Genomic DNA, 23,415 nt, shown 5'->3' with positions numbered 1-23,415 from the left:
AGAGCGGGTGGGGCACAGCGTAGGACTGGTGCTATGCCCCACCGGTTGTCAGTAATCGGTCAGGGCTTGGGGATCGTGCAGGCTACGGTCGCCTTGGATGCGTTGCAGTGTGTGAACTGCGGGAAGTCCACCCAGTACGGGTCCTTGTCCAGCAGCCGGTACTTGCCCGAGAAGCCCGAGCTGAAGGCCCCGCCCATCGAGGTGGAGTTGATCCAGCCCGACATGGCCGAGCGACCGCATACTTCCTTCCAGGTCGGAGCAGCTTCACGGATGTCGTCGTACAGGTGCCATTCGCCCTGCTTGACGCGGGTGGCATAGGTCTGCGCGCAGTCGTTGCCGGTGTCGACCTGGTTCATGCCGCCGATGCCGGAGGGCATGCCTCCGGAGTTGTAGCTGGAGGCATAGGCGAATTCGTCGCAGGATGCCTTGTCGCCGGTGATGATCTCGGGGACGGTGGTGGCGTCAGGGTTGCCGTAGGTGGCTGCCCAGCCGTCGGGGCAGATCACCTTGCGGTTGTCGTCAGGGTTGCGGCGGGGGGGGCGTTCTTGTCCTCGGCGGGCAGGAAGAACATCGGCCTTTTGGCGGTCTTGCTGCCGGGGTGGTTGGGCAACTTGGACTGGATCAGCCATGCGTGCGCAACGGCCGGCGGAGTCTTGGCGAAGTTCATCACCCAGGTGGGGATGTACTTGTAGAAGGCGCAGCCCGGTGTGGTGGAGGCAATCGTGTCACAGCGGATCTGCGCGCTGCCGGACTGCCAGCGGGTTGCGGACGCGTTTGCCACCGGCGAGTAGGCCGTGATCGTCGTGGACAGGTCAAGCAGGTCGTCGCTGTCTGCCGGAGTCCAGGTGTGATTGATCTTTCCGATCGCGTTGTGTGAGATCGGGTCCGCACCTGTCCACTCCAAAGCGCCGTCCCAAGTCTGCGGGCCGTTCGAGCATTTGTCGGCCGTGAGGCAGTCGAACTGCACGTCGAGCGTGACCGAGACGAATTTCGGGTCGACTTCCACCGGCACGAGGATGAGTTGCTGCGTGAACGTCCCGGAGTTTCCAGAGAGCTTTATCTCCTGGCCGACGGCCCATGAGGCGTTTAGGATCTCCCCGGTGGGCTTGCCGTCCTTCACGACGACGCCTTTGTACTCGTACGTGAAGCCCGCGATGCATGCCCCGTACCGTTTGATGTGCGAGCTGTACTTTTCGCACCAGTCGACGAGATGGGGCAGCCCTGAACGCGCCCGCTCGGCGAGCGGCTGGCGTGCGCTCTTGCTGACGCCGGGTACGATCCGGGAGCACGGCTGGATCCCGGTCTTCGGGTTGATGTCGCCGCAGTCCCAGTCTGATTGGGGGCTGAGGCCGGTGGGCGGTTGTGCCGGGGGCACCGATGTCATGGTCGGCTGAGGGATCTTCTGGGGCTCTTGGAAGTCGTCCTGATTGACGGCCGGAGCGTTCTTGTTCGGCTCGGGCAGTTTGATATCCACCGCCCGGCCGCGGGTGTGGAACTTCGCCCAGGACGACCATTGGGTCTCGTACAGTGCACCGTCGTAGGCGCTGGTGCGGAAGGCGTAGGTGGTGTTCGGCTTCAGGTCCTCGTACCTGATGGTGACGTTCGCCGTTCCGCCGGACGCCACGAAGTCGGCCACCACCATGCCGTAGGCGGCGGGTTTGCCGGTGTCGGGGTTGGTGAGCTGGATCTGGGTTTTCGGGTTACCGCTGGCGTCGGTGGTGTAGACCTGGAAGGACAAGTTAGCCGCGTCGCCGTCCGCGTCGGTCACGGTGTTGCGCAGGGTGACGTTGGTGCGATTGGACTGCCAGACGCCGGCAGAGTCCTTGGTGAACGCGGGACCGGCCTGGAGGTTCTTGCCCGAGACCGGTCGGCTGCCCCCCATCGGCAGCGGCAAGCGCGTTGGCTTCCGGTCCCGCAGCGGGAGTCGCCGATGGCGGCGCGGGATAAGAAACGGTGGCCAGTCGTCCACTGTCTGGTTCTGTGCACGAAGGCTCGCATCCTTCTCGTAGGATCCTTCAAACCTTTGTGCGAATCGTGCCCAAGTCGAAGAGCTTACGGTGGGGATGGGCCGGACCTCAGCAACAGCAGCACGTATTGACCGAAGCGCGCCCAATGCCTGGCCGGTTACCGCTGGAACCGAAGTGGCTCGAAGCGCAAGAGCGCAGAAATCGGGCGGCTGGAGCATGTCCACGAATAGTGGACATCTGGGAACCGTCCCCGGCAGAACCGGGCGAAGGCATCTCTTATGGTGATGAAGGGCCACTCGCCTTCACTTCTCAGAACTATTCATCCGCAGGCGGAGGCAGCATGCGCAGCGCCGCCTCCGGGCGGCAGATCGCGCACGGGGTGGCCACCTCCGGTCCCTGCACCAGGACAGGGTCAGTGCGCTTCGTTCCCCGGGCAAGAAAAGAACGGCGGCCCAGGCCAACGGCGTCCAGATGCCGGTGACGTCACCAGCACGGCCCGCCTACGCCTCCGGACCGCTCGCTTCGTGATCCTCATCGAGCTCCGGCATCGGCAAGGGCTCGGCCTCCCGCATCAGCTCCGCCGTCCAAAACCGCTCCACCGCGGCGGGATCCTGTCCCGCCGGAGAGGTCACGGTGGGTCCGCCAGCCGCAGCGCCCTCCGCCTGCGTGCCGGAGGTACGGAAGCCGTCCGGCCAGCTGCGGGCGAAGCGCCGCAGGTGGCTCGGACATCGGCGTCGGGCACCGGGCACCAGTAGCGGCCAGTCCGGCCGGCGCGGGCGGATGAGTCAGTCGGTGCGCCGGGACCAGCCGGCAGGAAGGTCGCCGGGAGCGACGGAGACGACCGAGTCGTCATCGGCGCCGACGTGTTCGAACAGCGTGATCTTCGCGAACTCGGGGACCACGTAGATGGGGTAGGTCGGGCCCTGGTCGCGGTAGGCGCGCATCGCGTCCAGGTGGTCGTTCTGGTAGCAGACGGTGCGCTCGCCGTGCCGGCGGATCCAGTCCGGGAAGAAGATCACGCCGTGCAGGCGGCGCTTGCCGGGCATGACGTTGACGGAGACCGAGGTGCCTGTGGGCTCGGTCCACGACACCTTGTAGCTGTCCTCGTCGAGCCGGACGAGGTCGACCTCCTGGTCCTTGACCCACCGGCCGCCGACGTGGCCGCTGTGTATGCGGTAGTCGATGGTGTGGTCGTTCTTCACGTACATCTCGTACTGCCAGCCGTTGGCGTACGTGTAGATGAAGCGGTGGCCGACGATCCCGGAGAGGTCCTGGGCGGGGATGGGGTCGGCGACAGTGGTCATGGTGTCCTCCTCGTACGGATGGGATGAGTACGGATCCGCCCCTTCATTTTGCAGCAAAACTGTTTTGGAGCAAAATGTTAGCTGGGGCACAATGGAGTCATGGACACCGCGACCGAATTCGGCCGACTCCTCGGCCCCCTGCGCCGAGCCGTACTGCGCACCCGCCGCTCCGAGAGCCTGCCCGACCTTCCCGAGGCCCAGATCGAACTCCTGCGGGTCCTGGCCGAAGCCGGCACGATCACCCCGCGCGAAGCCGCCGCCCGGCTCAAGGCGGCTCCCTCCACCGTCAGCAACCTCATCCGCACCCTGACCACCGCGGGCCTGGTCGAACGCACCCCCTCCCCCACCAGCCTGCGCACCGCCCACCTCACCGCCTCGCCCAAGGCCCTCGACATGCTCGACCGTTACGACCGCACCAGCACCGCCGCCCTGCGCCGTGCCCTGGCCGGCCTGCGCCCGGAAAGCCGCGAGGCGCTGGAACGGTCGCTGCCCGCCCTCGCCGAACTGCTCACCGCCCTGGAAGCAGAGGCCCCCACCGGCCAGGCATGAGACGGTCGTGCCCTCTCATGGCGCGCTCACCGGCCCCAGTGGCGCGCACACCTGGGATCCGGCGGCCCGGATGGCACGGGACGGGCGCAGGTCGGCGACCGCGAAGCAGCGCCGCCGCCACCGGTCCTGCCCGTCGTAGCGGGGCCGGAAGGCTGTGCGGCCGTGCACGGCGGCGCGGTTGTCCACGATGACCAGGTCGCCGGCTTCGAGGGCCGTGCCGGCGAGTACAGCGAGCATGGCCTCGCGCAGCTCGTCGAATGCGCGCGCCGCGGCCTCGTCCAAGGGTTCCATGGCATGGAAGTCGGCGACGATCTCGGGGCTGTCGGCCGGCCCGCGCAGCACGGGGAGGGGCGGCGAGACGGCGCCAGGGGTGACCGTACCTGCGCTCGCGCCCGGTCCGCCGCATGTGTTCGCAGCCCAGGCAGCGGAAGCGCAGCGGGCACCGAGGCCGCCATGCAGGGCTTCCGCGTCCGCTACGTGCTGGCGACCAAACTCGTCAACGAGCTGGTCGAAGCCGCCGACGACAAGCAGCTGTCCAAGACGATCGCCCGCTACGGACGTGTCGGTCTCTTATGCATCGATGAACTCGACTACATGGAACTCGACCGGCGCGGAGCCGAGTTGCTGTTCCAGGTCCTGACCGAACGTGAGGAGAAGAACAGCGTCGCCATCGCCTCCAACAAGTCGTTTTCCGGCTGGACGAAGACCTTCACCGACCCCCGGCTCTGCGCGGCCACCGTCGACCGGCTCACCTTCAACGGCGCCAATCATCCAGACCGGCACCGAGTCCTATCGCCTCGCCCACACCAAAGCCCTGGCCGAGCAGACCGCAGCCGGCTGAACGGTGCCGCATCGCCGCCCCCGGAACCAACGGGGTCGGCAGCAGGCGAGATCAGCCGTTCACTTCCCGCGCCACGCGCTCCAGTCGGCTCCGGTGGCCCTCCCACCACGCCTGATCCCCTGGTGGCATGTTGTCTCTGCCTTGCAAATAGCCGACGGATCCGTCGATGAGCTCTCGCACAATGTCGGCGTGACCGGCGTGCCGCTGAGTATCGGAGATCACGCGCACCAGGATGTGGTTCAGCGTCACCTCTCGACGTTCCTCCGGCCACCACGGGACGTGACCGATCGCGTCAAGCGGCAGCGCCGCGATCGTGCTGTTGGAGTGCTCCCACGCCTGGCGATACAACCCAACGATCTGTTCCCGTGATTCGTACGCCGAGGCCCACGTGTCCGAGTTGGGCTCTGACTCCTCGGTATACCACCAGGACGGTGGCTCCTCGTCGAAGAACGGCCGCCCGAACGTGTCGCCGAAGTACCCCAACTCCACGCTGGCGACGTGCTTGACCAGCCCCAACAGGTTCGTGCCCGTGGGGGTCAGCGGGCGGCGGATGTCGTACTCCGAGAGCCCATCGAGCTTCCACACCAGGGCGTCACGCCCTTCTTGCAAGTACCGGACAAGGTCCTCTTTCGGGTTCGGTCCGATCATGACGGGCAGTTTCCCACCCGGCACTGACAGCCGGGAGTGACATCAAAAGTCACTGACATTGATCTTGCCTGCTGCCGCGAAACGACTCCCCAAGCCACCTCGAAATGACTCCCCTCGAAAGTGACACAGCCACACGGCCGCGCCGGACTCACGCTCCGCCTCACCGACGGCGACGGACGCTCACTTGGGAAAGGTCCCCACCACCGTCGGTGAGGTCGCTTCTTGGAGCGTCGCCACGGTGGTGCCGTCGGCGGAGCGGGCCCTTTGGTCCTCGGTGAGGCTGGTCGAGCCACGACAGCGTGCGAGTGGCTCTTTGGAGTGATGAAGGCCCGCGTGCGAGGTCATAGGGTCGGGCGGATGAGAGTAATGGACGGCAGGTGGCCCGGGTGGGGCGCTGACGCCGGGCTGGTCGTGCTGACATTTCTGCCGGCGCTGCTGTCGCAGCCGTACGTGGACACCTCCGGGCCGGCCTGGACGTCGCTCACCGTGTACGAAACGGTGGGCGTGGGGGTCCTGCTGCTGAGGCGGCGGCTGCCGACCACCGCTTTCGTCGTGGGTTTCGGGGCCTTTTTGGCTGCGCTGGTGGGAAGTGCGGGCGCGGGAGCCAAGCTGTCGCCGCTGGTCTTTCTGCCCCTGGCGGTGCTGCTCTACAGCCTGGGCAACCACGTCGCGAGCTGGAGGCGGACCGTATCGGCGGTCCTCGGCGTCAGCGTGCTGAGCGTGGCCGGTCTGTGGCTGAACCGGATGACGACCGACTCCGGTGACTTCCGAGGCGGCCTGGACGTCCTCGCCGCGCTGGCCCCGATGCCGCTGGCGTGGGCCCTGGGGTTCGCCGCGCGGACCCGGCAGGAACTCCTGGCCGCGGCCGAGCGGCGGGCGGCCGACGCACGCCGGGCACAGGCCCTGGAGGCGGCGCAGGCCACGCAACGTGAGCGGGCCCGGATCGCCGGAGAGATGCACGACGTGGTCGCGCACTCGCTGACCCTGCTCGTCGTGCACGCGGAGACCCTGCGGGCCCGCGGCGGCGAGCTGCCCGACTGGGCCCGCGTCCAGGCCGACGGGCTGGCGGCGGCGGGCCGGCAGAGCAGCGGCGAGCTGCGTGACCTGCTGCGGATGCTGCGCGATCCCGCGGACGCCGCCCCTCTCCAGCCCGTGCCGGGCCTCGGTGAGCTGGAGGCGTTGCTGGACAGTCACCGTGCCGCGGGAGGAACGGCCGGGCTGACGATGGGCATCGCGCCGGAGTCCGTACCGGGGCCGGTGCAGCTGGCGACGTATCGCGTCGTGCAGGAGGCACTGGTCAACGCGCGTCGGCACGCGCCCGGGGCGCCGGTCCGGGTGAGTGTCGATGGCGTCGCGGGAGAACTGCGGTGCGAGATCGTGAACGGTCGCGCCCCGCGGCGCGGCACGGCCGGCGCGGGCATCGGGCTCGGCCTGGTCAGCATGGAGGAACGGGTGGGGGCGCTGGACGGCGGACTCACCGCGGGCCCGACCGGTGACGGCGGCTTCCGGGTCGTGGCCACGATGCCGTTGGAGCGTGTGGATGTCTGAGCAGATCAGCGTGTTCGTCGTGGACGACGAGCCGGTCATCCGCGCCGGACTGAGCGCGATCCTGGACAGCCAGGCGGACATCACCGTGGCGGGCACCGCGGACGACGGTGAGGAAGCCGTCGAGGCGTGCGCGCGGCTGCGGCCGGACGTGCTGCTGATGGACATCCGGATGCCGCGCCGCAACGGTCTGTGGGCGCTGGCCGAGCTGGGCCGCCGCAGACTGCTCGGGCCGGGGCGCAGCCGGGTGCTCATGCTGACGACGTTCGACCTGGACGAGTACGTCGACGACGCGCTGGCGGCCGGGGCCTCCGGTTTCCTGCTGAAGAACAGTTCGTACGAGGAGCTGACCGGGGCGGTCCGTGCCGCGGCGGCCGGGCACAGCGCGCTGAGCCCCGCGGTGACCCAGCGGATCATCGAGGGCCATCTCAGCGGCCAGCGCCGGCCCGGCGACCAGGAGCTGGCCCGGCTGAGGGACCTCACTGAGCGGGAGGTCGACGTACTGCGTCTGATCCGGGACGGGCTGAGCAACGCCGAGATCGCCGACCGGCTCATGGTGAGCCTGCACACGGTCAAGACGCACGTCAGCCGCATGCTCACGAAGACCGGCTGCCAGAGCAGGGCGCAGGCGGCGGTACTGGCCAGGAGCACCCTGCCCTGACCGCCCCGGTGGGCGGGCGGGGCGGCGAGATGCCGGGTACCTCGGAGTCATTCCTTGGAGTGACCACGCGTCGCCGGGAAGCCCGCCTTCGAGCGATGTACCGGGTGCGCGCCGCTGACTGAATGGTCAGTGTGCGCGGGACCCGCCGACAGGCCGCCCGACGGGTGACTGCCAGGTCCCTCTGCGCGCGCAGCAACTGTCACGCCGAAGGGAACTTGTCATGTCCTCACACACGCCGTCGCGCCGTCACCGGATCCGTCGGAGGGCGCTGACCATGGCGTTGGCGACCTGCATGGGCGCGGCGCTCGTGAGCTGCTCGGATGCCGGGTCGGACGGGGCCGGGCGGAGCGCGGCCGGCACAGCGGCCGCCGCGCGGCTGGCCGGCCTCGCGCAGAAGGCGGCGGACACCGGCTCCCTGGGCGTCATCGTCCGCATCGACTCCGGCGACGGCAAGCCCGTCGAGCTCGCCCGGCAGGCCGCCTGGACAAAGGACGACCACCGCATCGCCGCCGGCGACCGGTTTCGGGTCGGCTCCAACACCAAGACGGTCACCGCCACCCTCGTCCTGCAACAGGTCGCCGACAAGAGGATCGGCCTCGACGACACGGTGGAGCAGTGGCTGCCCGGACTGGTCAAGGGCGGCAAGGACATCACCGTACGGATGCTGCTCAACCACACCAGCGGCCTGGGCGACTTCCTGCTGACCCCGCAATTCCTGCCCTCCCTCACCGGTCAGGACAAGCGCGCCTGGACACCGCAGAAGCTGCTCGCCATCACGCCCGCACAGGCCCCGCCGGCCAAGCCCGGCGAGACGTACTCGTACAGCAACGCCAACTACGAGGCGCTGGGACTGATTCTCGAGAAGGCCACCGGGAGCGGCCTGGCCGAGCTGATCAAGAAGAAGATCACCGGGCCGCTCGGCATGAAGGACTCCTACCTCGCCACGAAGGCCGGCTGGAACACCGGCCAGCAGCACGTGACCGGCTACGAGCCGGACGCCGAGCGCCTGAAGGCCATCCTCTCCGGGACCGTTGACCTGCCCGAAGGCGTCGGATTCGCCGGTCCTGAGCGTTCCGGGGACAACATCGACACCTCTGCCATCGACCCGAGCTGGTCCTGGGCAGCCGGCGGCATGGTCTCCACCGCACACGACTGGCAGCGCTTCCTGACCGCGCTGGTCTCCGGCAAGCTGCTGCCCAAGGCGCAGCTGGAGCAGATGCGCACCACGGTCGACGCTCCCGAGGAGGGCGGCGGCTACGGACTGGGGCTGATGCGGGTGGACACCACCTGCGGCACCGTCTGGGGGCACACCGGCGGCCTGCCCGGCTACTCCAGCGAGATCTACACCGACGCGAGCGGCCGACGCAGCGTCGCCGTCCTGACGAGCACGAACTTCGGCATCAAGGAGAAGAAGGCCGCCACCAACAACAAGGCCCTCGTCGAAGCGGCCATCTGCCAGATGCTCGGCAAGCCCCAGCCCTCGGACAGCCCGGCCGGATGACGACCGCGGACACCAGCCGGCATCGCCTCCGCCGGCGACCGCCTCGCTGACGACCGGTACGGGCCGGCTGACATCACGCGCATCCGCACGAGAGGCCGGACGAACCGCCTGCCGCGCCTCCTGAGCACCGACGCTCTGCGACGGCCGGACGCGGTCACACGAAGCGATCCCCTACGACCGACCGAGCGCGAAAGTTGCACGCCTCATGGCCACTTCGCTCCACAGGATCGGCCGCCCCGCCTTCCGGCGACGCGGACTCACGGTTCTCCTGCGGGCTGTCGCCCTGGGCGCCCTCGGCGCCGCCGCCGTCAGCACGACGAGCACGAACACCGGGCGGGCGGCGCGGGCGAAGACGGCAGCCGGTCAGGCGGGCGGCCAGCTCCGCAGCGCCATGTCGGCCACCCGCCGCAGGTCGTCACGGGTAGCGCCACTGGTGGCCTGGACGGCGATGCCGTTCGCGACGGTCATGAGGTAGCGAGCAAGTTGTCCGGAATCGATGTCGGGGGGGGCAGGTCGCCTTCGGCGACGGCTCGCCGGAACCGGTCACGCAGACGCGTGGTGCCCTCGTTGCGCCAGGCGACGAGGGCATCGCGGGCATCGCCCGCGGTGTCACCGGCGGCGAGGGATGCCTGGACGCCGAGGCACCCGGCGGGGCACTCGGGGCGGGTGGCGGCCCGCACGGAGCCGTTGAGGAACGCGATGGCCACCTGCCGAGCGGTCGGCTCCTCCAGGGCGCGGGCCACATAGGAGGCGGGGCCCTCGGTGTAGCGCTCCAACGCCTTGCGGAACAGATTCTCCTTGTTGCCGAAGGCCGCGTACATGCTGGTACGGGTGATGCCCATGGCACCGGTCAGGTCGGTGAGGCCGGCACCTACGTAGCCCTTCTCCCAGAAGACCCGCATGGCCCGCTCGAGGGCCTCGTCCGCGTCAAAGCCCCTCGGCCGGCCGATCCGCGCCTCTCGCTGCGTTCCCATGCACTCCACTCCACTAGTTCTGTACCGGGCGATACGGAAGTCTGTTACCGTTGCGTTCCGAACCGATCAGTACTGAAGTTTCTGGAGGTCAAAAGCATGTACCAGCTCAAGGACAAGACCGCGGTCGTCACCGGCGGCGGCACCGGGATCGGCCTGGCCACCGCCGTACGACTGGCGGCCGAGGGCGCGCACGTGTTCATCACCGGCCGGCGCAAGGCCGAACTCGACGCGGCCGTCGAGACCATCGGTGCGGCGAGAGCCACCGCGGTGGCCGGAGACATCTCCGACCTGACCGACCTGGACCGGCTGTACGACGCGGTCCGCGCCCGCGGCCGGGGCCTGGACGTGATCTTCGCGAACGCCGCGACCGCCTCACTGGTACCGCTGGAGCAGATCACCGAAGAAGACCTCGCCCACGTCTTCGACATCAACGTGCGGGGCACCCTGTTCACCGTGCAGAAGGCGCTGCCGCTGCTCAACGACGGCGCCTCGGTCATCCTGAACGCCTCCACCGCCGCCGACAACGGCGCCGAGGGGTTCAGCCTGTACGCGGCGTCCAAGGCCGCCGTACGGTCCTTCGCCCGGGTCTGGGCCAACGAGCTCAAGGGCCGCGGCGTCCGGGTCAACGCCATCTCGCCGGGCCCGGTTGATACCCCCGGAGTCACCAATCTGGTCGGGCAGGAGAACGCGGCCGACCTCCGGGCCAAGCTCGCCGCGGACACCGCGCTGGGCCGGATGGCACGCCCCGAGGAGATCGCCGCGGTTGTCGCCTTCCTCGCCTCCGACCAGAGCAGCTTCATCCTCGGCGCCAACCTCTACGCCGACGGCGGCGAGAACCAGTTCTGACGCAGCGACTACCCCTCCGGCCAGGCACCCGCCGCCCGCGCAAGAAAGAAGTGACCATGGGCGTAGCCGGTTCCACCACACTCGTGACCGGGGCCAGTCGAGGGATCGGTCGGCGCTTCGTCGAGCAACTGCTGGAGCGCGGAGCCGAGAAGGTCTACGCGACCGCTCGCCGTCCGGAGTCGATCGGCACCCTGGACCCGCGGATCACGCCGCTGTACCTGGACCTGCTGGACGAGGAATCGATCTCAGAGGCGGCCGTAGCAGCGCAGGACGTCACGCTGCTGGTCAACAACGGCGACATCAACACCGGCGCACACCTCCTGGCCGACGACCCGGACATGATCCGGCAGTACCTGGAGACACACCTTTTCGGCACCCTGAGAGTCATCCGCGCCTTCACCCCGACCCTGGCCTCCACCGGCGGGGGCGCGATCGTCAACATCCTCTCCGTGCTGTCGTGGGTGGCCACCGCAGAAGGGGCGGGCTCGTACTCGGTGGCCAAGACCGCGGAGTGGAACATGACCAACGGCGTACGCGTCGAACTCACCGGCCAGAAGACGCTCGTCCAAGGCGCACACCTGGGGGCTGCGGACACCGACATGATGGCAGGACGCGACGCACCCAAGATCGCCCCCGCGGATGTCGCACGCGCCGCCCTCGACGGCGTACCGGCAGAAGCCATCGAGGTGCTGGTCGACGACCCCAGCCGCTTCGTCACATCTGCCCTCGCCGGCGACCCGGCGCAGCTCTACGGCCAACCGCCGGGCATCTGACCGTACTCCGCCGGACCTGGGAACGGACCAAGGATCGACCACCGGGCTGGACCAATGGAACAACCGGTCCAGATCCGTCGACCAGAACCGCAGCCAGCTGATCCTGCAGTCGACCGCAGGCCGGATCACCTGGCGTGCATGGCGGCTCGGAGGGCGGGGTGGCTTCGGTCCGCCTCGGTCCCGGGGAAGAACAACGAGTACACGACGGGCCGGGCCGGCGGCGGCCAGACGCCGGTGACGAACCGGACCGGCCCGCCACCCTCGCCCCCTCTGTCTTCTTCCGCTGCGATTGCGCCACTTCCGGGCCCGAGCTCGCCCAGGCGGCGCGAGCGGCTACATCACCGCGTCGGTCTGCAACGGGCCTGCTGTGATGCGCAGTTCACGAACGCGCACCGGATCCTCGTCGGCGAGGTAGAAGATGTGCATGAACGGGGCGCGCACCACGCGGTCCGGTTCGCTCTTCTTGGCCATGGTGGCCTCTCCCCGCAGAAGGCGGACGCCGTCACCCGCGGTCCAGAACTCCAGGACCTCGTGCGTGATGACCAGGGGCTCGTCGATCTTGACGAAGAACGCCTTGATGGCCTCGACACCGTGGATGTGCGCGGTGCCGAAGAACATGTCGGTGTCCTCCGTCAGCGGCGCGAAGCCCTCATCGAACTCCAGCGTGTCGATGGCGTCCATGAACTTCACGAGCCACTCGGGCACCGGTGCTGCCTGCGCCGTGTTCGCCACCGCCATCATCCTCGACCTCACCCTCATGTCTCGAACGAGCTGGCGTCCACCGTAACCCGACGGTCCGCGGCCGGGGTCAGCGGATGGCGACCGGGCTGGCGGGGGCCGGCCCCGCCGGTGATGCGCAGCGCCGTGGCCGCGAGGAAGAAGTCCCAGTGGCCGTCGGCGCGGCAGGCCTCGGCGAGGTCATCGAGCTGCCCCATCTCACCCGGCGGCATGCCGCCCCGGCTTGAGTATCGTGAACGTCCGGGTGATCGTGTCGCCGTCCAGCACCCCCGTGCGTCCGGGTGCCGTCGGCCTCCAGGCGGTCGACGACGAACAGCTCACGGTGGCGCCGGCCGGGACGTAGCCGAGCGCGGGCGCGGCCCTTCACGCACTCCGCCGGTCGCTGCGTCATCGCAGACCACCCCGCCGCACCACAACGACCGGGTTGGGTCCGTCCGTCAGGTACCCGCATAGGCTGGTACCCGTGCTTCAGCCTCGTCTGGGCCGCAAGTACACGGATCACCCCAGTGCCTCCGCAGCCGTGGCCTCCTGGGCGGCCACTGCATCCACCTCGGTCCGGTGATGGCCCGGTGCGATGTCCGGACCGGGCGCATGCTGCCCACCGGGAATGCCGTTTATGTGAGCTGGAGGGTGGCCAGGGCGGTGGTCCAGTCGATGGCGATGGCCTGCTGGGCCTGGGCGAGCGTGACCTGCCCCGCGCACAACGCCTCGTGCAGCTTGTTCTCCACGGCATCCTTGGGGTTGTTCGGGCCGCTGCCGGGCCGGTGGCCGGGAGAAGGCGGCTCCACCCAGAAGTTGCGCGGATCGTTGGGGTCGCCGCCGAGCTCCAGGGAGACGAGGTGGTCGTACTCGGCGTACTCAGCGTCGTGCAGGCTCGCGGTGTAGCCGCAGGAGCGGGCGTTCGCGGTCTTCTCGACGCTGGTGACGGACACCGGCGGCCGGATCTTGGAGGTGTAGCCGCTGGTGCGGCACACGGTGGTCTTCAGCGTCGCCTGGGTGACGTCCGGGTTCAGTGCGCCCGGGGTGCAGGAGGCATCCTGCAGCGGCTGACCGTGGACGGTGCGGTAGTGGCACGTGCCGGGAGCGGGCTGGGCCTGGACCGTGTAGCGCGCCTGCGGGCCCGGCCCTTCAGGAATCAGCGACGAGGCGGCACTGCCGCTCCCGGAAGCGGCCGAGCGGGCCGGCGCGGCGCCGGACGCCCCGGCGCTCTCGCGGTGCTTGCCGCTGACGGAACCACCGCCGGTGCAGCCAGCGAGCAGCGCAGCGCCCAGCAGCACGGCCGCCGCGGGCCGCAGCGCAGACGAAGGCAGGGACATCGCGGCCTCCTGGAGAGCGGGGTCATGACCAGACTGGCAGGCCCCGGCGGTACGGGAAGCCTCCGAGAACGTGACGTTTCGGTACCTGCTGTGACCGCCTGGCCCGCTTCCGTCCTAGGGGCCGGAGTCCGGGCCCCGCAGCGTGCCGTCGGCGCGGGAGTCCGGCACGGGTGCACAGCAGCTCACTTGGGCCAGCACCACGCCTGCCCGGGGAAGTTGTCGATGATGCCTGCGAGGGTTTCGGTGAGGGACAGAAGGTCCTCGTAGGTCTCCCTCCCATGTGTCCACCCGATCATGCGGTTTTTCTCGATGCGCCAGCCCAGGCGGGCGTTGTGCATGAGCCGTTCCATGGCGTACGTACTGATGAGCGCAGCGAAGTCGGGGTCGTCGGCGCAGTAGCGGACCAGGTGGGTGCCGAGGTGGGGCAGGTTCTTGGCGCGGCCCGTGGCGCGGTTGAGCGCGGGACGCTTTCCCACTCGATGGGATGCCGCCAGTCGCCTGCTCGTCAACGCGGTGGCCGGGAGCGCGCGGGGCAGGGGCAGTACGGCTACCGAGTAGGTCCACGCGACATTGGCCTTGGGACCACGCTGCCATGCCAGGAGGTGGAACAGGTTCACCTCCCGGCCGCGGAAGCTTCCCTGGAGCAGATCGCGAAGGGCAAGGCCGTCGGGGCCGAGGCTGAACGGATAGCCGCCGTGGTCGAACGTGTCGAGGTAGTCCCGGGCACGCTTGCGGTACGTCCAGGCCGGGTCGTCCCGGAAGCGCTTGATGCTTTTGCGGACCTCGAACACGATCAGTCAGAGCTGCCCAGTTCGGTGTTGGCCGCGTTGCCGGCGCCGTAGATGAGGCCGTCGGCGGGGACCTGCTGCCATCCGGGGAGCCCCTTACGGCCGGTTGCGCGGTGCTCGCCACCGCCGTCGTTGATCTTTGTGCCTGTGTGGTTCGCGCCGCCGCCGGCGGCTCCGGCAGCACCGCTGAACGCCGCGTCCCGGAGGATGTCCTTGTCCTCCCCCTCGATGATGATCTCTGCCCCGTCCGCCGCGGCCTGCCCGCCCGCGCTGCCCACACCCTCCACGGCCATCCTGCCGAGCAGGTTCTTGCCCTCCAGCCCTGCGGCGATGGTCTTGCCGGGAGCCCACGCTTCCCCGGCGGCATGCTTTCCGGTACTTTCTGACAACTTATCTACTTTGTTGCCAAGCCTGCCCGCGCCTTCGGCCACCCCTGCGCCCACCACGCCGGCGACGGCGGCATCCTGCAGGTCCTGGCCCCACGTGACCTTCTGTCCCGTGAGCGCCTGTCCGCCGACGTTGCCGATGAAGTTGGCGCCGGTGTTCTTGCCGAACTCGATGGTGAATTTGAGCAGCTTGCTGCCCGCCATCGCCTTCTTCACCGCCTCGATCGCCTTGGCGGCCCTGATCAAAAGCTGCCCGAGCCGGGTGACTTCCGCCGTCGCCTCGGCGATCTCGGCCGAGGCCGCACCCGCGGCGATGGCGTCGGAGAAGCCCGCGGTCAGCACCGTCAGGCCGACGCCGATCGCCACCGTCGCGGCGATCTCCTCGACCACACGGTGCACCTCATCGTTGGCCTTCTGGATCGCATCAGCGGTGGTGTCGAGCTGACGGGCGACGGTTGCGAACTGCGGCAGCGCCTTGTCGACCTGGCCTCTGGTGTGCTCCCAGTGGGCGTGGAAGGCATCGGCCGCGGCGCCGGTCCAGTTGTCGCCGAGTCGGGCGACCTCGTGGTCCTGGGCCTCGACCGTGCTCTTCAGATCGTGCGCCATGTGCCGCCACGCCTCGGCACACGCCCGCAGGACAGACGGGTCTCCACCGGGGTTGAACAGGTCGAAGCTTTTTTCGATCTTCGGCTGCTGCTCCTGTTCCTGACCAGGCATGTCACTTCCCCCCGAACTGCTGTGCCTGCATGGCATCAGAGCCCTGGTAGGAGGCAACGGTGTGCTGCAGGCCCGCGGCGTAGTGCCGCAGCCCGGCACTGAGCTGCCGCAGGGACGTCACCGTCTGGCGGGTCATCTCCACGTACTGGGACAGGACCTCGGTGGACTCGGACATCACACCGAAGGCATCGTTCACGTTCTCCGCACGGGTGGCGAAGGTACTGATGCGGTCATCCAGGCGTTCGGAAGAGGCCGTGAAGTCCCTGGCCAGCGCCGTAACCGGCGCGGGATGTATCGAAAAATGCTCGTGTGCCATCGCGGTTCCCGTGATCGAGCCGTGTGATCAGTGCGCCCGACCAACGTAGGCAGATGAGCATCGCGAACTGTGTTCAGTAGGCACCGATTTAACGGCTCATTGACCAGATCCAGGCACCCGGCAGACCCGTTCATGGCGTCGGCCGGTCCCGCGAGCATGTAGGAGGTGGCCCGGCATTCCGGAATGAAGCTGTCCTGGCCGTACGAAGACCGGCACGGTGGTGGACGCCGTGTATCCGGTTCGCTGAGCTTGACTCTGTCGGGGACCTTGGCGCCGCCAAGGTCAGCTGCCCAGAGTTCGCCAGGACTTCAACCGGGCTATCTCGCGTCGGTCGAGATAGTCCTGGAAGGCGGTCGGTCGGCGAGGCGCGGGTGCTTCCGCCGCGGGTGACAATCCGCTGAGGCGTTCAATGTTGACGGCGATGGCTGTCAGGACGTGCTGAATGTGCGCCTTTCCCTGTCCTCGGTAGCGGCAGCGTCGCATGCCGTGTCCATGGGCGAATTCGTTGACCGTGCCTTCCACTCCGCTAGCGGTCCGCGTAGCGGGTCTTCCACTCGGACGTCTGTTGTTCGGTGCGGACGCGGAGTTGCAGGTCGTGGAGTTCTCGTGGTGGAAAGCCCACGGTGCGGGCGCTGTCGGCGGTGCTGGTGCACTGGGTGCGGGACGGGCAGGGGCGGCATTGGCTCTTGGTGAACCTGGCCACGATCAACGGGGCGCGGTGGGCGAGGAGGTCGAGTAGGGGCCGTGCCAGCCCGCGCTGATCTGTCCCTGGGGGCAGGTGACCTGCTGATGGTCGTAGTCGATATGGAAGTCGTCCCGGGCGAAGCCCTCGTTTCGGCGGTGCTGGTGGGTGGGGTTGCTCTTCAGCGGTCCGGTGACGGTGACCTGGTGTTCACGGGTGGCTTGTTCCAGATGGTGCAGAGAGAGGTGTAGCCGGCGTCGACCAGGTGCTCGTTGGGCAGCAGCCCGCGGCGGGCCAGGCGGGTGTGGATGCCGGGCAGGACCTGGCTGTCGTGGGTGGTGGCCGCGGTGGTGGCCACGTCCGTGATCACGTTGGGGCCGTCGGGAGCGCAGGTCTCGGTCAGATGGGCGGCGAACCCCTTCCAGTTGATGATGTGTCCGTGCCGTGCATAGCGGGCCGAGGTGTCGTAGGGCGAGACGACCGCCGCCGACGAGGGCGGCAGTCCGGGCCCGCCTTCCTTCTCGACGGTGCGCCAACGCAGGTGTCCTGCGGCGTCGCGGTGGTAGTTCTGCATCATGATCTGGCGCAGGGCCTGGACACGAGGGCCTGACGTGCGGTCCTCTCCGTGCCGGTAGAGGTGTTCCAGGAGCCGGACGGCGTCGTTTCCGGTGGCAAGAATCCTGGTCTACGGCTGTGGAATGTCGCCACCGGCAAGATCCGCACCAAGTTCGCTGCCACGTGGGGCCCAGTGTCGGCACTGGCCTTCGATCCGGAGAGGCGAACGTTGGCCATCGGTGGCTCCGCAGGCGATCTGCAGATGCGGGATCTGGCCAGCGGCACATTTCAAGGTCTTCCCGATGCGCCAGAAGTCTTTGACGAGTCTCCAGGTGGCGTGGGGAGGCTGGCCTTCAGTCCGGACGGCAGAATTCTGGCCATCGGCACACTGGACGGCGGAGTCCGGCTATGGGATACGGCCAGTAGCCGAAGGCGTGCGATCATCGGCCCGCTCACCGGCAGTGCAGCGACATCTGGCGAGCGCACGGTGCCGTTCACCTTCAGCCCGGACAGCCGATCCCTGGCGACCAGCGGCAATGACACCGCGGTGCAGCTGTGGGACGTGAAGACGGGAAAACCGCAGACAGCCCTCACCGGAGGCGCCAAGAACGTGGAGTCGGTGGCCTTCGCCCCGGACGGCCTCAGCCTGGCCGGCGGCAGCGACGACACCACCGTACGGCTGTGGAACGTGACCATCGCCAACGCCCGGGCCACCCTCGCCGGGCACCATGGCGCGGTGAGGACCGTGGACTTCAGTCCGGACGGGCGGGCCCTGGCCAGTGGCAGCGCGGATGGCACGGTACGGATCCGGGACCGGGCCACCGGAAAGGCCCGGGCCACCCTCGCCAGGCACCACGGCCGGGTAGTCACGGTGGCCTTCAGCCCGAACGGGCATACCCTGGCCAGCAGCGGCACCGATGGCGCCGTACGACTGCACAATGCCGTGACCTATCGGACGGAGGCCACGCTCTCCGTTCCGGCTGGCGCTGAGCGGACTCTCGCAGGGGCCGTCGCCTTCAGCCCCGACTTGCACCTCCTCGCCGCCGCGGGCATGGGGGTCCGGTAAGGTTATGGAACATCGCCCCCCGGAAACCTCTAGCAGATACAACGGGCCCGGCCGAGTCGCTGGCCTTCAGCCCTGACGGGCGCACGCTTGCTGGCGGCAGCAAGAACGGCACAATCCGATTGTGGGACGTGGCCACCGGGCAGCTCCGCTACGACCTCGAAGGCCAAACCGGCGCCTCCGCAGCCCTGTCCTTCAGTCCGGACGGCCGCAGCCTGAGCAGCGGCAGCGTGCAGGGCGACGTGCAGGTGTGGGACGTGGCCGCCGGCGAGGTCCGAGCCGCGTTCATGGGACATAGCCTCGGCCCCGTCGGGGCGGCAGCGTTCAGCCACTCGGGAGCCCTGGTGGCAGCCAGCAGGCGCGGAGACAGTACGGTGCACATCTGGGATGTCACCACCGGAAAAAAGCGCACCACCCTCACCGGACACATCGGTCCGGTGAGCGCGATGGACTTCAGCAACGAAGAAAAAGCCCTGGCCAGCGGCAGCACTGACGGACGCCTGCAGATCTGGGATGTTCCCCTGCCCAGCCCAGCGGAAGCGCTCAGCAAGATCCGTCATGCGGTGAACCGGGACCTGACACGCCAGGAACGCGAGTCGTATGTCACCGGCGAAATCACGTCATTCATCAGCGGGGCCATACCCGCAGGGTGAACCCTGCATCCAATGACCTCACCGTTCAGCCGCGGGCACGTACAGGACTCGGACGTTCGCGTCCGATACCGGCTCGTTGACCGCAGGCCGGGACGATGAGGACGTCGTCCCGGCGGCAGGTGCCACGTCGAACATCACGTCCTGGGCGCGCCCGGCGGGTTCGGGTACGGCCGCGGCGAGGATGGTGTCGAAGTGGGCGAGGATGCTTCTGCCAGCGGCCGGGGCGACCAGGCCGCGCTCGGTCATCATCCGGCTGATCTCGCTGCCGAATCCGACCAGCTCACGGCCGTCGCACCGTACGTCCGTGCCAGTGCGCCGCTTCGGCCTCTTCGTCTGGGGGCCGCCGTTCTTCCTCGGCGCCTCCCGGGCCCAACCAGCGCTTGGCGCGCGAGGTCGACGCCGCTCAGCTCGGTGCTCATGCGGGCACCGTCCCGGCCGTGTCCGCGTCCAGCGGGCGCGCGGCGACCTCGGCCAGCCGGTCCGTCCACGGCGCGGCCGCGGCCGTCTCGGTCCGGGTGGCGGCCTGCTCGCGCAGCTGCTCCAGCCGCGCCGCCAGCAGCTACTGCGCGGTGCGCTCCCTCGTCGCGTCGGCCGCCTTCGTCGCCGCCGCGACCGCGTCCGCGCCGTGCCGGTACCAGCGGCGCCTCTGCTCGGTCTGGTACGCCCGCCGCGCCTCAGCCTCGGCCTCCTCGGTGCGGCCCAGCCACGCCAGGGCGCTGCTGCGGTACTCCGGCAGGGCCTGCTCCACCGCCTGGAGCGCGGCGAAAGCGAGTGCGGACGCCGCCGCAGCCGGGTCCGCCTCCAGCTCGCCCGGCTCCACCAGTTCCAGGAGCTGCTGGCGAGCGGCCTCGACGCCGGTGCCCCGCGTCGCGCGGACCTGGCCGGTGACGGCGGCGACGTCGTCCGGGTCGGTCAGATCGGCACACCAGGTGGCCGCGACCAGTCCGGCCTCCGCGATCGTCGCCTCGGTCCGGCGCCGGTAGCCGCACGCCTCGCGCAGCCCGGCCGCCCATTGAAACCCGCAGTCCTCACACGCAGCGCCCGCTGGACCGCATCGGTGGCCGCGGCCCGGCGCCCGCGCTCCTCCCGCTCCCGGGCAGCCGCACGGACGGCGTCCCAGCGGGCTTGCTCAGCTGCGGCCTGCACGTGGCGCCGTACGAAGTCCCCCGCCCTCATGAATGGCTTTCTCGCACAGCCGATCCTCGAGGACCTGACGGCGCTCACCGTCGAACAGGCCGGGCAGCTGCCGATCGATCTCCGCACTGACCCGGGTGCGGCGGCACGACGAAGATGGAGCACGCTGGCGCAGTTCTCGCCCTCAGCCCCGGTGCCCAGCCGGATCCCGCCGTCGCAGCGACCTTCCGGGCGGCCGGATCGGCGACGAGCTCAAGGCCCAGCTCCACCTGGCCGGAGGGTCCGATGCCGGGGTGCCTTCCGTGCTCTTTCTCGGCATTGAAGGGCCGGCTGCCCTGGCCGTCGCGAACGACCGCCCGGTCACCGAGCAGGATCGTCGCGCCAAGCTTCGGGCGGTGCGGGACGGCCGGCGGAGAGAGCTGCAGCGGGCGCGCTGGTCGGCGTCCTGTGCGCTGGGGCCGGTGACGCCTCACGGGGTGTGCCCCGATGGGCATCCGGGGGTGGGGTGGCCCCAGCCCCATACCGCTTCCGGAAACTCCTCGACGACATTCGCCAAGGTTTCCGCGAGCTCGATGATGCGCTCGTACGGCTTGCGTTCCTTGATCCAGCCGATGATGTGGGCTTCGTGCAGGCGCCAGCCCGTTTTGGTGTCCGCCGCTCTCCGGATCGCTTGCTCCGTAAGGATCAGACCGGCGAAGGCGGGGTCGGTCGAGCACGCGGTCATGCGGGGGCGGTGGGCGGGTGAGAGGTCTACGGGGGTACCGGCCCGGGGCGGGAGGGGCGGTGCGGCCAGGCGGCGGACGAGGCTGGCCGGGGAGAGGACGGTGGCGGGCAGCGCGGCAGGCAGGGCCAGTACTGCTACGGAATACATGCTGACGTCGGTGGCGGGCCGGCCGCCTTTATGTACGGCGGCCAGGTGGAAGAGCGTCGCCTCGTAGCCCCGTATGTGTCCTTCGAGGATGTGTTTGACGTGGTTGCCGCGCGGGCCGAAGGGGTGGCCGGGCGCGCCGAACTGCCGCACCCAGTCGCGGGATTCCCGCTTGCGGTAATGCCAGTCGGGATCCTCGCGGTATCTGCGGAGGTTTTTTCGGAACCGCCACATGCTTGGCTGTCTCCTCACTCCTTGTATGCGCCGTCCGGGTCGGTCAGCTTGGAACGAGGCCGGTCGAACGGGCAGTCCGGGTGGTCGGCGGTGCGGTCGGTCTCGTTGGCATTGGCATCTCCGTACACGACGCCGTTGGTGGCGGCTTCCCGGCTGGGGCCGAAGGTGGGCCCGGTCTCGGGATCCCGGTGCCGTCCGCCGCCGGGCCCGCCGCGGTCGTACCAGGTATCGCCGCCGTGCACCGCCGCGCCGCCAAGGGCGCTGGTGATCAGGTCGGGGATGATGCTGTCGCTCGTCTTGCCGCCCGCGTTTCCGTCGGCGATGTCGACCGCGTCGACCGCCGTCTGACCCGCCCCGCTGGTGACAGCGCCGGTGACCGTCCTGCCCGCGAGCCCTCTGCCTCCGACGACATCGCCCAGCGCACCGGGCAGCCTGGTGCCCAGTGCCCGGCCGCCCGCTCCCACCACGGTGCCCACCCCGCCGGCCACCGCCGCGTCCTGGAAGTCCTGGCCCCAGGTGATGTCCTGGCCGGTGAAAGCCGGGCCCAGCACGTTGCCGGTGAAGTTTCCCGCGGTGTTCGTCGCGAACTCCACGCCGAATTTCAGGAGCTTGCTGGACTGCATCACCCGCCGGAGAGCCTCCAGGGCCGACTCGACCTGCTTGAGCACCCTGCCGAGCCGTGCGACGACAACACCTGCCTCGGCGACTTCCGCTGCCGCGCTCCCCGCGGCCACCAGGTCGGAGAACCCTGCCGTGACCACGGTCAGGCCGATGCCCACGGCCGCGGTGACGGCCAGTTCCTCAAGGACATGCTCGATCTGCTTGTTGGTGTCCTCGATGTGGTCGGCCGCTTGCTCCAGTTCCTTCGCCACCTGGTGGAAGTCGGGCAGTGCGTGATCGATCTGCTCTTTCGTGTGTGTCCAGTGGGCGCGGAACCCTTCCGCCGCCTGGCCATCCCAGTCGGTTTCGTCCAGGTCTCCCACCTGACGGTTCAGGTCGGCACCCGCAGTCCGCAGCTCCTGGGCCATTTCCCGCCACGCCGCGGCGCATTTGCGCAATACCTCGGGATTGCCGCCGGGCTTGAGAATGTTGAAACTCTTCTCGATGTGCTGCTGTTCCTCGGCCACGGTCGTCACGTCCCCTGGAATGCGGACGCGTGCCGCGCTTCGGCATGCTCGTAAGCGGCCGCGGAGTGGTTGAGGCCGCCCACGTACCCGGCAAGTTGCCGACGCAGCGGCTGGAGGCTGACGACCGTCGCCTGCACCATTTCGACGTACTTCTGCAGCGCTTCGGTGGATTCGCTGAGCACACCGAACGCATCGTCCACGTTCTCCGCCTTGCTGGCAAAAACCGTGAGCTGCTCTTCCAGCCGGGCACCTGTCCGCGTGAATGCCTCGGACAGGGACCGGAGTTTTTCCGGGTGTACGGCGAAGTGTTCCTTTGCCATGGCCGGCTCCCCGCGACGGACCTGATTCTCGCGAACCACGCTAATGGCGCCGGGTCGCCTGCGCGCCAGCGCACACATCAAGATCACGACAAGGCGGTTCAATTCTCGGAAATCAGGTAGCAATGGGGCGGCAAACTACGCCGCCTTGCCGGGAGTTGGAGCAGGCAGCGCGATGGTTACAGTCCCGGGCGTTGAACACCGCCGGCAGAACCGAGAGGACGCGCACGCGAGAGCAACGACGGGCTCCAGGGCATGAAGAACTGGAACTCCGCCAACCACGACCTGTTCTACGGCAAGGACGGTGACCTGACCGGCTCCGACCAGGAGTCCCAGGAGGTCTCCATGCTCGCCCTGCACCTGCTCCAGTCCGCGTTTTGGTGCAGGTAAACACTCTGCCCCTCCAGGACACTCCGAGCGAGGAGAAGCGGCAGAAGCGGCTCATCGACACTGCCCGGCAGGCCCTGTCCCCGCTGTTATGGACCCGCGTGACTCCCTACGGCCGGTTCGAGCCGGGTATGAACTCCCACTTCGACCTCGCCGCCGCGGTGGCGGCCATGGTGCCCGGTCCCCTCACCGTGCCCGAGGCGGAAGCTGCCCGTTCGGTGGCGGACGATGGGGTTGGGTCGGCATCCTGACGGCCCGTTTGCCCGGCGTCGCTCCCGGGTGGCTTGGATCGTCAACCGGAGTGAGGTGCCGGGCCGGGGAGGGCCTGTCGGGCTGGGAGCGGCAGTACCCCACGCACTGATCTCCGTATCCGCGGTCGCGACGAGCACCGCCAGGGCCTACGGCATGATCACGAAAGGATCGGGATCACCAGGGGATGACTCCGTCGTCGTTGAAGAACGAGCCGGTCGGGCCGCCGTCGGGCAGCGTGGCGAGCCGGATTGCCGTGGCCGCGCCCTGCTCGGG

General features: G+C 69.0%; 27 protein-coding genes and 4 pseudogenes. 11 read left to right on the top strand and 20 right to left on the bottom strand.

What is annotated here, in order from left to right; genetic code table 11:
* Nucleotides 1–59: 59 nt before the first annotated feature.
* From ADK86_RS03760 to ADK86_RS03750, 3 genes are all read right to left on the bottom strand, one after another.
* Nucleotides 60–506, bottom strand: coding sequence for a hypothetical protein (locus ADK86_RS03760; protein WP_234345683.1), 447 nt, complete (start codon nucleotides 504–506; stop codon nucleotides 60–62).
* Nucleotides 503–1,969 (bottom strand): fibronectin type III domain-containing protein, encoded by a 1,467-nt coding sequence (locus ADK86_RS03755; RefSeq protein ID WP_159393768.1) that lies wholly within the window; start codon nucleotides 1,967–1,969, stop codon nucleotides 503–505. The genes ADK86_RS03760 and ADK86_RS03755 overlap by 4 nt, the downstream gene beginning before the upstream one ends.
* A gap of 783 nt (nucleotides 1,970–2,752) precedes the next feature.
* On the bottom strand, nucleotides 2,753–3,271 hold the full coding sequence (locus tag ADK86_RS03750) for a phenolic acid decarboxylase (protein ID WP_053695270.1): 519 nt from the start codon (nucleotides 3,269–3,271) through the stop codon (nucleotides 2,753–2,755).
* Between the two features lie 99 nt (nucleotides 3,272–3,370).
* On the opposite strand from ADK86_RS03750, the gene ADK86_RS03745 reads away from it, so the two are divergent.
* Nucleotides 3,371–3,820, top strand: a complete 450-nt coding sequence (locus tag ADK86_RS03745) for a MarR family winged helix-turn-helix transcriptional regulator (protein WP_053695269.1) — start codon at nucleotides 3,371–3,373, stop codon at nucleotides 3,818–3,820.
* 15 nt (nucleotides 3,821–3,835) lie between these two features.
* On the opposite strand, the gene ADK86_RS03740 is transcribed toward ADK86_RS03745, so the two are convergent.
* Nucleotides 3,836–4,162 (bottom strand): TauD/TfdA family dioxygenase, encoded by a 327-nt coding sequence (locus ADK86_RS03740; RefSeq protein WP_053695268.1) that lies wholly within the window; start codon nucleotides 4,160–4,162, stop codon nucleotides 3,836–3,838.
* 90 nt (nucleotides 4,163–4,252) lie between these two features.
* Here ADK86_RS03740 and ADK86_RS40465 point away from each other — a divergent pair.
* Nucleotides 4,253–4,661: pseudogene (locus ADK86_RS40465) on the top strand (ATP-binding protein); the annotation flags it as partial.
* Between the two features lie 51 nt (nucleotides 4,662–4,712).
* On the opposite strand, the gene ADK86_RS03735 reads toward ADK86_RS40465, so the two are convergent.
* Nucleotides 4,713–5,309, bottom strand: a complete 597-nt coding sequence (locus tag ADK86_RS03735) for a DinB family protein (protein WP_053695267.1) — start codon at nucleotides 5,307–5,309, stop codon at nucleotides 4,713–4,715.
* 366 nt (nucleotides 5,310–5,675) lie between these two features.
* Between ADK86_RS03735 and ADK86_RS03730 the strand changes: the two genes are divergently transcribed.
* From ADK86_RS03730 to ADK86_RS03720, 3 genes are all read left to right on the top strand, one after another.
* A complete protein-coding gene (locus ADK86_RS03730; protein ID WP_053695266.1) occupies nucleotides 5,676–6,857 on the top strand; it encodes a sensor histidine kinase in 1,182 nt (393 codons plus the stop codon).
* The gene (locus ADK86_RS03725) at nucleotides 6,850–7,515 is read left to right on the top strand and encodes a response regulator (RefSeq protein WP_053695265.1); all 666 of its coding nucleotides are present in this window, start codon (nucleotides 6,850–6,852) and stop codon (nucleotides 7,513–7,515) included. The genes ADK86_RS03730 and ADK86_RS03725 overlap by 8 nt, the downstream gene beginning before the upstream one ends.
* 274 nt (nucleotides 7,516–7,789) lie before the next feature.
* Nucleotides 7,790–9,016, top strand: coding sequence for a serine hydrolase domain-containing protein (locus ADK86_RS03720; RefSeq protein ID WP_053695264.1), 1,227 nt, complete (start codon nucleotides 7,790–7,792; stop codon nucleotides 9,014–9,016).
* Between the two features lie 363 nt (nucleotides 9,017–9,379).
* Here ADK86_RS03720 and ADK86_RS03715 read toward each other — a convergent pair.
* Nucleotides 9,380–9,990: pseudogene (locus ADK86_RS03715) on the bottom strand (TetR/AcrR family transcriptional regulator).
* 96 nt (nucleotides 9,991–10,086) lie between these two features.
* Here ADK86_RS03715 and ADK86_RS03710 point away from each other — a divergent pair.
* Together ADK86_RS03710 and ADK86_RS03705 are read left to right on the top strand one after the other, a co-directional pair.
* Nucleotides 10,087–10,836: an SDR family NAD(P)-dependent oxidoreductase gene (locus ADK86_RS03710; protein ID WP_053695263.1), complete on the top strand. Its 750-nt coding sequence runs from the start codon at nucleotides 10,087–10,089 to the stop codon at nucleotides 10,834–10,836.
* 56 nt (nucleotides 10,837–10,892) lie between these two features.
* Nucleotides 10,893–11,609 (top strand): SDR family oxidoreductase, encoded by a 717-nt coding sequence (locus tag ADK86_RS03705; protein ID WP_053695262.1) that lies wholly within the window; start codon nucleotides 10,893–10,895, stop codon nucleotides 11,607–11,609.
* A gap of 333 nt (nucleotides 11,610–11,942) precedes the next feature.
* Here ADK86_RS03705 and ADK86_RS03700 read toward each other — a convergent pair whose 3' ends face one another.
* The 8 genes and pseudogenes from ADK86_RS03700 to ADK86_RS44145 all read right to left on the bottom strand — a co-directional run bounded on the left by ADK86_RS03700 (nucleotide 11,943) and on the right by ADK86_RS44145 (nucleotide 17,129).
* Nucleotides 11,943–12,350, bottom strand: a complete 408-nt coding sequence (locus tag ADK86_RS03700) for a nuclear transport factor 2 family protein (protein ID WP_053695261.1) — start codon at nucleotides 12,348–12,350, stop codon at nucleotides 11,943–11,945.
* Nucleotides 12,351–12,364: 14 nt separating this feature from the next.
* Nucleotides 12,365–12,544 carry a hypothetical protein gene (locus tag ADK86_RS43665; protein ID WP_199834344.1) on the bottom strand — a complete coding sequence of 60 codons (180 nt, stop codon included), beginning with the start codon at nucleotides 12,542–12,544 and terminating at the stop codon, nucleotides 12,365–12,367.
* A gap of 417 nt (nucleotides 12,545–12,961) precedes the next feature.
* Nucleotides 12,962–13,663 carry a hypothetical protein gene (locus tag ADK86_RS03690; protein ID WP_053695259.1) on the bottom strand — a complete coding sequence of 234 codons (702 nt, stop codon included), beginning with the start codon at nucleotides 13,661–13,663 and terminating at the stop codon, nucleotides 12,962–12,964.
* Nucleotides 13,664–13,845: 182 nt separating this feature from the next.
* Complete coding sequence (locus ADK86_RS03685) at nucleotides 13,846–14,454, bottom strand: hypothetical protein (protein ID WP_053695258.1); 609 nt, start codon at nucleotides 14,452–14,454, stop codon at nucleotides 13,846–13,848.
* A gap of 2 nt (nucleotides 14,455–14,456) precedes the next feature.
* A complete protein-coding gene (locus ADK86_RS03680) occupies nucleotides 14,457–15,554 on the bottom strand; it encodes a WXG100 family type VII secretion target (RefSeq protein WP_053695257.1) in 1,098 nt (365 codons plus the stop codon).
* A 1-nt stretch (nucleotide 15,555) separates the two neighbouring features.
* Complete coding sequence (locus tag ADK86_RS03675) at nucleotides 15,556–15,870, bottom strand: hypothetical protein (protein WP_053695256.1); 315 nt, start codon at nucleotides 15,868–15,870, stop codon at nucleotides 15,556–15,558.
* A gap of 282 nt (nucleotides 15,871–16,152) precedes the next feature.
* A pseudogene (locus ADK86_RS44150) lies at nucleotides 16,153–16,573 on the bottom strand (transposase).
* A 160-nt stretch (nucleotides 16,574–16,733) separates the two neighbouring features.
* Entirely contained in the window at nucleotides 16,734–17,129 is a 396-nt protein-coding gene (locus ADK86_RS44145) for a hypothetical protein (RefSeq protein ID WP_234345681.1), read from the bottom strand.
* A 48-nt stretch (nucleotides 17,130–17,177) separates the two neighbouring features.
* Between ADK86_RS44145 and ADK86_RS03665 the strand changes: the two genes are divergently transcribed.
* Together ADK86_RS03665 and ADK86_RS03660 are read left to right on the top strand one after the other, a co-directional pair.
* The gene (locus tag ADK86_RS03665) at nucleotides 17,178–18,173 is read left to right on the top strand and encodes a WD40 repeat domain-containing protein (RefSeq protein ID WP_234345680.1); all 996 of its coding nucleotides are present in this window, start codon (nucleotides 17,178–17,180) and stop codon (nucleotides 18,171–18,173) included.
* A gap of 11 nt (nucleotides 18,174–18,184) precedes the next feature.
* Complete coding sequence (locus ADK86_RS03660) at nucleotides 18,185–18,823, top strand: WD40 repeat domain-containing protein (RefSeq protein WP_267888781.1); 639 nt, start codon at nucleotides 18,185–18,187, stop codon at nucleotides 18,821–18,823.
* 18 nt (nucleotides 18,824–18,841) lie between these two features.
* Here the strand turns inward: ADK86_RS03660 and ADK86_RS03655 are convergent, their stop codons facing one another.
* The 5 genes from ADK86_RS03655 to ADK86_RS03635 all read right to left on the bottom strand — a co-directional run bounded on the left by ADK86_RS03655 (nucleotide 18,842) and on the right by ADK86_RS03635 (nucleotide 22,506).
* Nucleotides 18,842–19,072 (bottom strand): hypothetical protein, encoded by a 231-nt coding sequence (locus tag ADK86_RS03655; RefSeq protein WP_053695253.1) that lies wholly within the window; start codon nucleotides 19,070–19,072, stop codon nucleotides 18,842–18,844.
* A 310-nt stretch (nucleotides 19,073–19,382) separates the two neighbouring features.
* A complete protein-coding gene (locus ADK86_RS44140; protein WP_234345679.1) occupies nucleotides 19,383–19,643 on the bottom strand; it encodes a hypothetical protein in 261 nt (86 codons plus the stop codon).
* Between the two features lie 783 nt (nucleotides 19,644–20,426).
* Complete coding sequence (locus ADK86_RS42965; RefSeq protein ID WP_053695252.1) at nucleotides 20,427–21,059, bottom strand: hypothetical protein; 633 nt, start codon at nucleotides 21,057–21,059, stop codon at nucleotides 20,427–20,429.
* A 14-nt stretch (nucleotides 21,060–21,073) separates the two neighbouring features.
* Nucleotides 21,074–22,195 carry a WXG100 family type VII secretion target gene (locus tag ADK86_RS42960; protein ID WP_053695251.1) on the bottom strand — a complete coding sequence of 374 codons (1,122 nt, stop codon included), beginning with the start codon at nucleotides 22,193–22,195 and terminating at the stop codon, nucleotides 21,074–21,076.
* Nucleotides 22,192–22,506, bottom strand: a complete 315-nt coding sequence (locus ADK86_RS03635) for a type VII secretion target (RefSeq protein ID WP_063788932.1) — start codon at nucleotides 22,504–22,506, stop codon at nucleotides 22,192–22,194. Before ADK86_RS03635 ends, ADK86_RS42960 begins: the two co-directional genes overlap by 4 nt.
* Nucleotides 22,507–22,758: 252 nt before the next feature.
* Between ADK86_RS03635 and ADK86_RS42060 the strand changes: the two genes are divergently transcribed.
* Both ADK86_RS42060 and ADK86_RS42055 read left to right on the top strand, forming a co-directional pair.
* The gene (locus tag ADK86_RS42060; RefSeq protein ID WP_107088406.1) at nucleotides 22,759–22,893 is read left to right on the top strand and encodes a Tn3 family transposase; all 135 of its coding nucleotides are present in this window, start codon (nucleotides 22,759–22,761) and stop codon (nucleotides 22,891–22,893) included.
* Nucleotides 22,884–23,141 carry a hypothetical protein gene (locus tag ADK86_RS42055; RefSeq protein ID WP_063788931.1) on the top strand — a complete coding sequence of 86 codons (258 nt, stop codon included), beginning with the start codon at nucleotides 22,884–22,886 and terminating at the stop codon, nucleotides 23,139–23,141. Before ADK86_RS42060 ends, ADK86_RS42055 begins: the two co-directional genes overlap by 10 nt.
* A gap of 175 nt (nucleotides 23,142–23,316) precedes the next feature.
* Here ADK86_RS42055 and ADK86_RS42050 read toward each other — a convergent pair.
* A pseudogene (locus tag ADK86_RS42050) lies at nucleotides 23,317–23,415 on the bottom strand (dehydrogenase); the annotation flags it as partial.

This window comes from Streptomyces sp. NRRL F-5755 (genome assembly GCF_001279365.1).
GTDB classification, from domain to species: Bacteria; Actinomycetota; Actinomycetes; order Streptomycetales; family Streptomycetaceae; genus Streptomyces; species Streptomyces rimosus.
The sequence above is the reverse complement of the archived record's forward strand: the minus strand, read 5'-3'. Positions and strand labels throughout refer to the sequence as shown.

Excerpts from the sequence above, each read along its gene's own strand:
- ADK86_RS03750 (WP_053695270.1), bottom strand. The coding sequence starts at position 3,271 with ATGACCACTGTCGCCGACCCCATCCCCGCCCAGGACCTCTCCGGGATC.
- ADK86_RS03745 (WP_053695269.1), top strand. The coding sequence starts at position 3,371 with ATGGACACCGCGACCGAATTCGGCCGACTCCTCGGCCCCCTGCGCCGA.
- ADK86_RS03735 (WP_053695267.1), bottom strand. The coding sequence starts at position 5,309 with ATGATCGGACCGAACCCGAAAGAGGACCTTGTCCGGTACTTGCAAGAA.
- ADK86_RS03730 (WP_053695266.1), top strand. The coding sequence starts at position 5,676 with ATGGACGGCAGGTGGCCCGGGTGGGGCGCTGACGCCGGGCTGGTCGTG.
- ADK86_RS03725 (WP_053695265.1), top strand. The coding sequence starts at position 6,850 with ATGTCTGAGCAGATCAGCGTGTTCGTCGTGGACGACGAGCCGGTCATC.
- ADK86_RS03720 (WP_053695264.1), top strand. The coding sequence starts at position 7,790 with ATGGCGTTGGCGACCTGCATGGGCGCGGCGCTCGTGAGCTGCTCGGAT.
- ADK86_RS03710 (WP_053695263.1), top strand. The coding sequence starts at position 10,087 with ATGTACCAGCTCAAGGACAAGACCGCGGTCGTCACCGGCGGCGGCACC.
- ADK86_RS03705 (WP_053695262.1), top strand. The coding sequence starts at position 10,893 with ATGGGCGTAGCCGGTTCCACCACACTCGTGACCGGGGCCAGTCGAGGG.
- ADK86_RS03700 (WP_053695261.1), bottom strand. The coding sequence starts at position 12,350 with ATGATGGCGGTGGCGAACACGGCGCAGGCAGCACCGGTGCCCGAGTGG.
- ADK86_RS43665 (WP_199834344.1), bottom strand. The coding sequence starts at position 12,544 with ATGGGGCAGCTCGATGACCTCGCCGAGGCCTGCCGCGCCGACGGCCAC.
- ADK86_RS03690 (WP_053695259.1), bottom strand. The coding sequence starts at position 13,663 with ATGTCCCTGCCTTCGTCTGCGCTGCGGCCCGCGGCGGCCGTGCTGCTG.
- ADK86_RS03680 (WP_053695257.1), bottom strand. The coding sequence starts at position 15,554 with ATGCCTGGTCAGGAACAGGAGCAGCAGCCGAAGATCGAAAAAAGCTTC.
- ADK86_RS03675 (WP_053695256.1), bottom strand. The coding sequence starts at position 15,870 with ATGGCACACGAGCATTTTTCGATACATCCCGCGCCGGTTACGGCGCTG.
- ADK86_RS44145 (WP_234345681.1), bottom strand. The coding sequence starts at position 17,129 with ATGATGCAGAACTACCACCGCGACGCCGCAGGACACCTGCGTTGGCGC.
- ADK86_RS03655 (WP_053695253.1), bottom strand. The coding sequence starts at position 19,072 with ATGATGACCGAGCGCGGCCTGGTCGCCCCGGCCGCTGGCAGAAGCATC.
- ADK86_RS42965 (WP_053695252.1), bottom strand. The coding sequence starts at position 21,059 with ATGTGGCGGTTCCGAAAAAACCTCCGCAGATACCGCGAGGATCCCGAC.
- ADK86_RS03635 (WP_063788932.1), bottom strand. The coding sequence starts at position 22,506 with ATGGCAAAGGAACACTTCGCCGTACACCCGGAAAAACTCCGGTCCCTG.
- ADK86_RS42060 (WP_107088406.1), top strand. The coding sequence starts at position 22,759 with ATGAAGAACTGGAACTCCGCCAACCACGACCTGTTCTACGGCAAGGAC.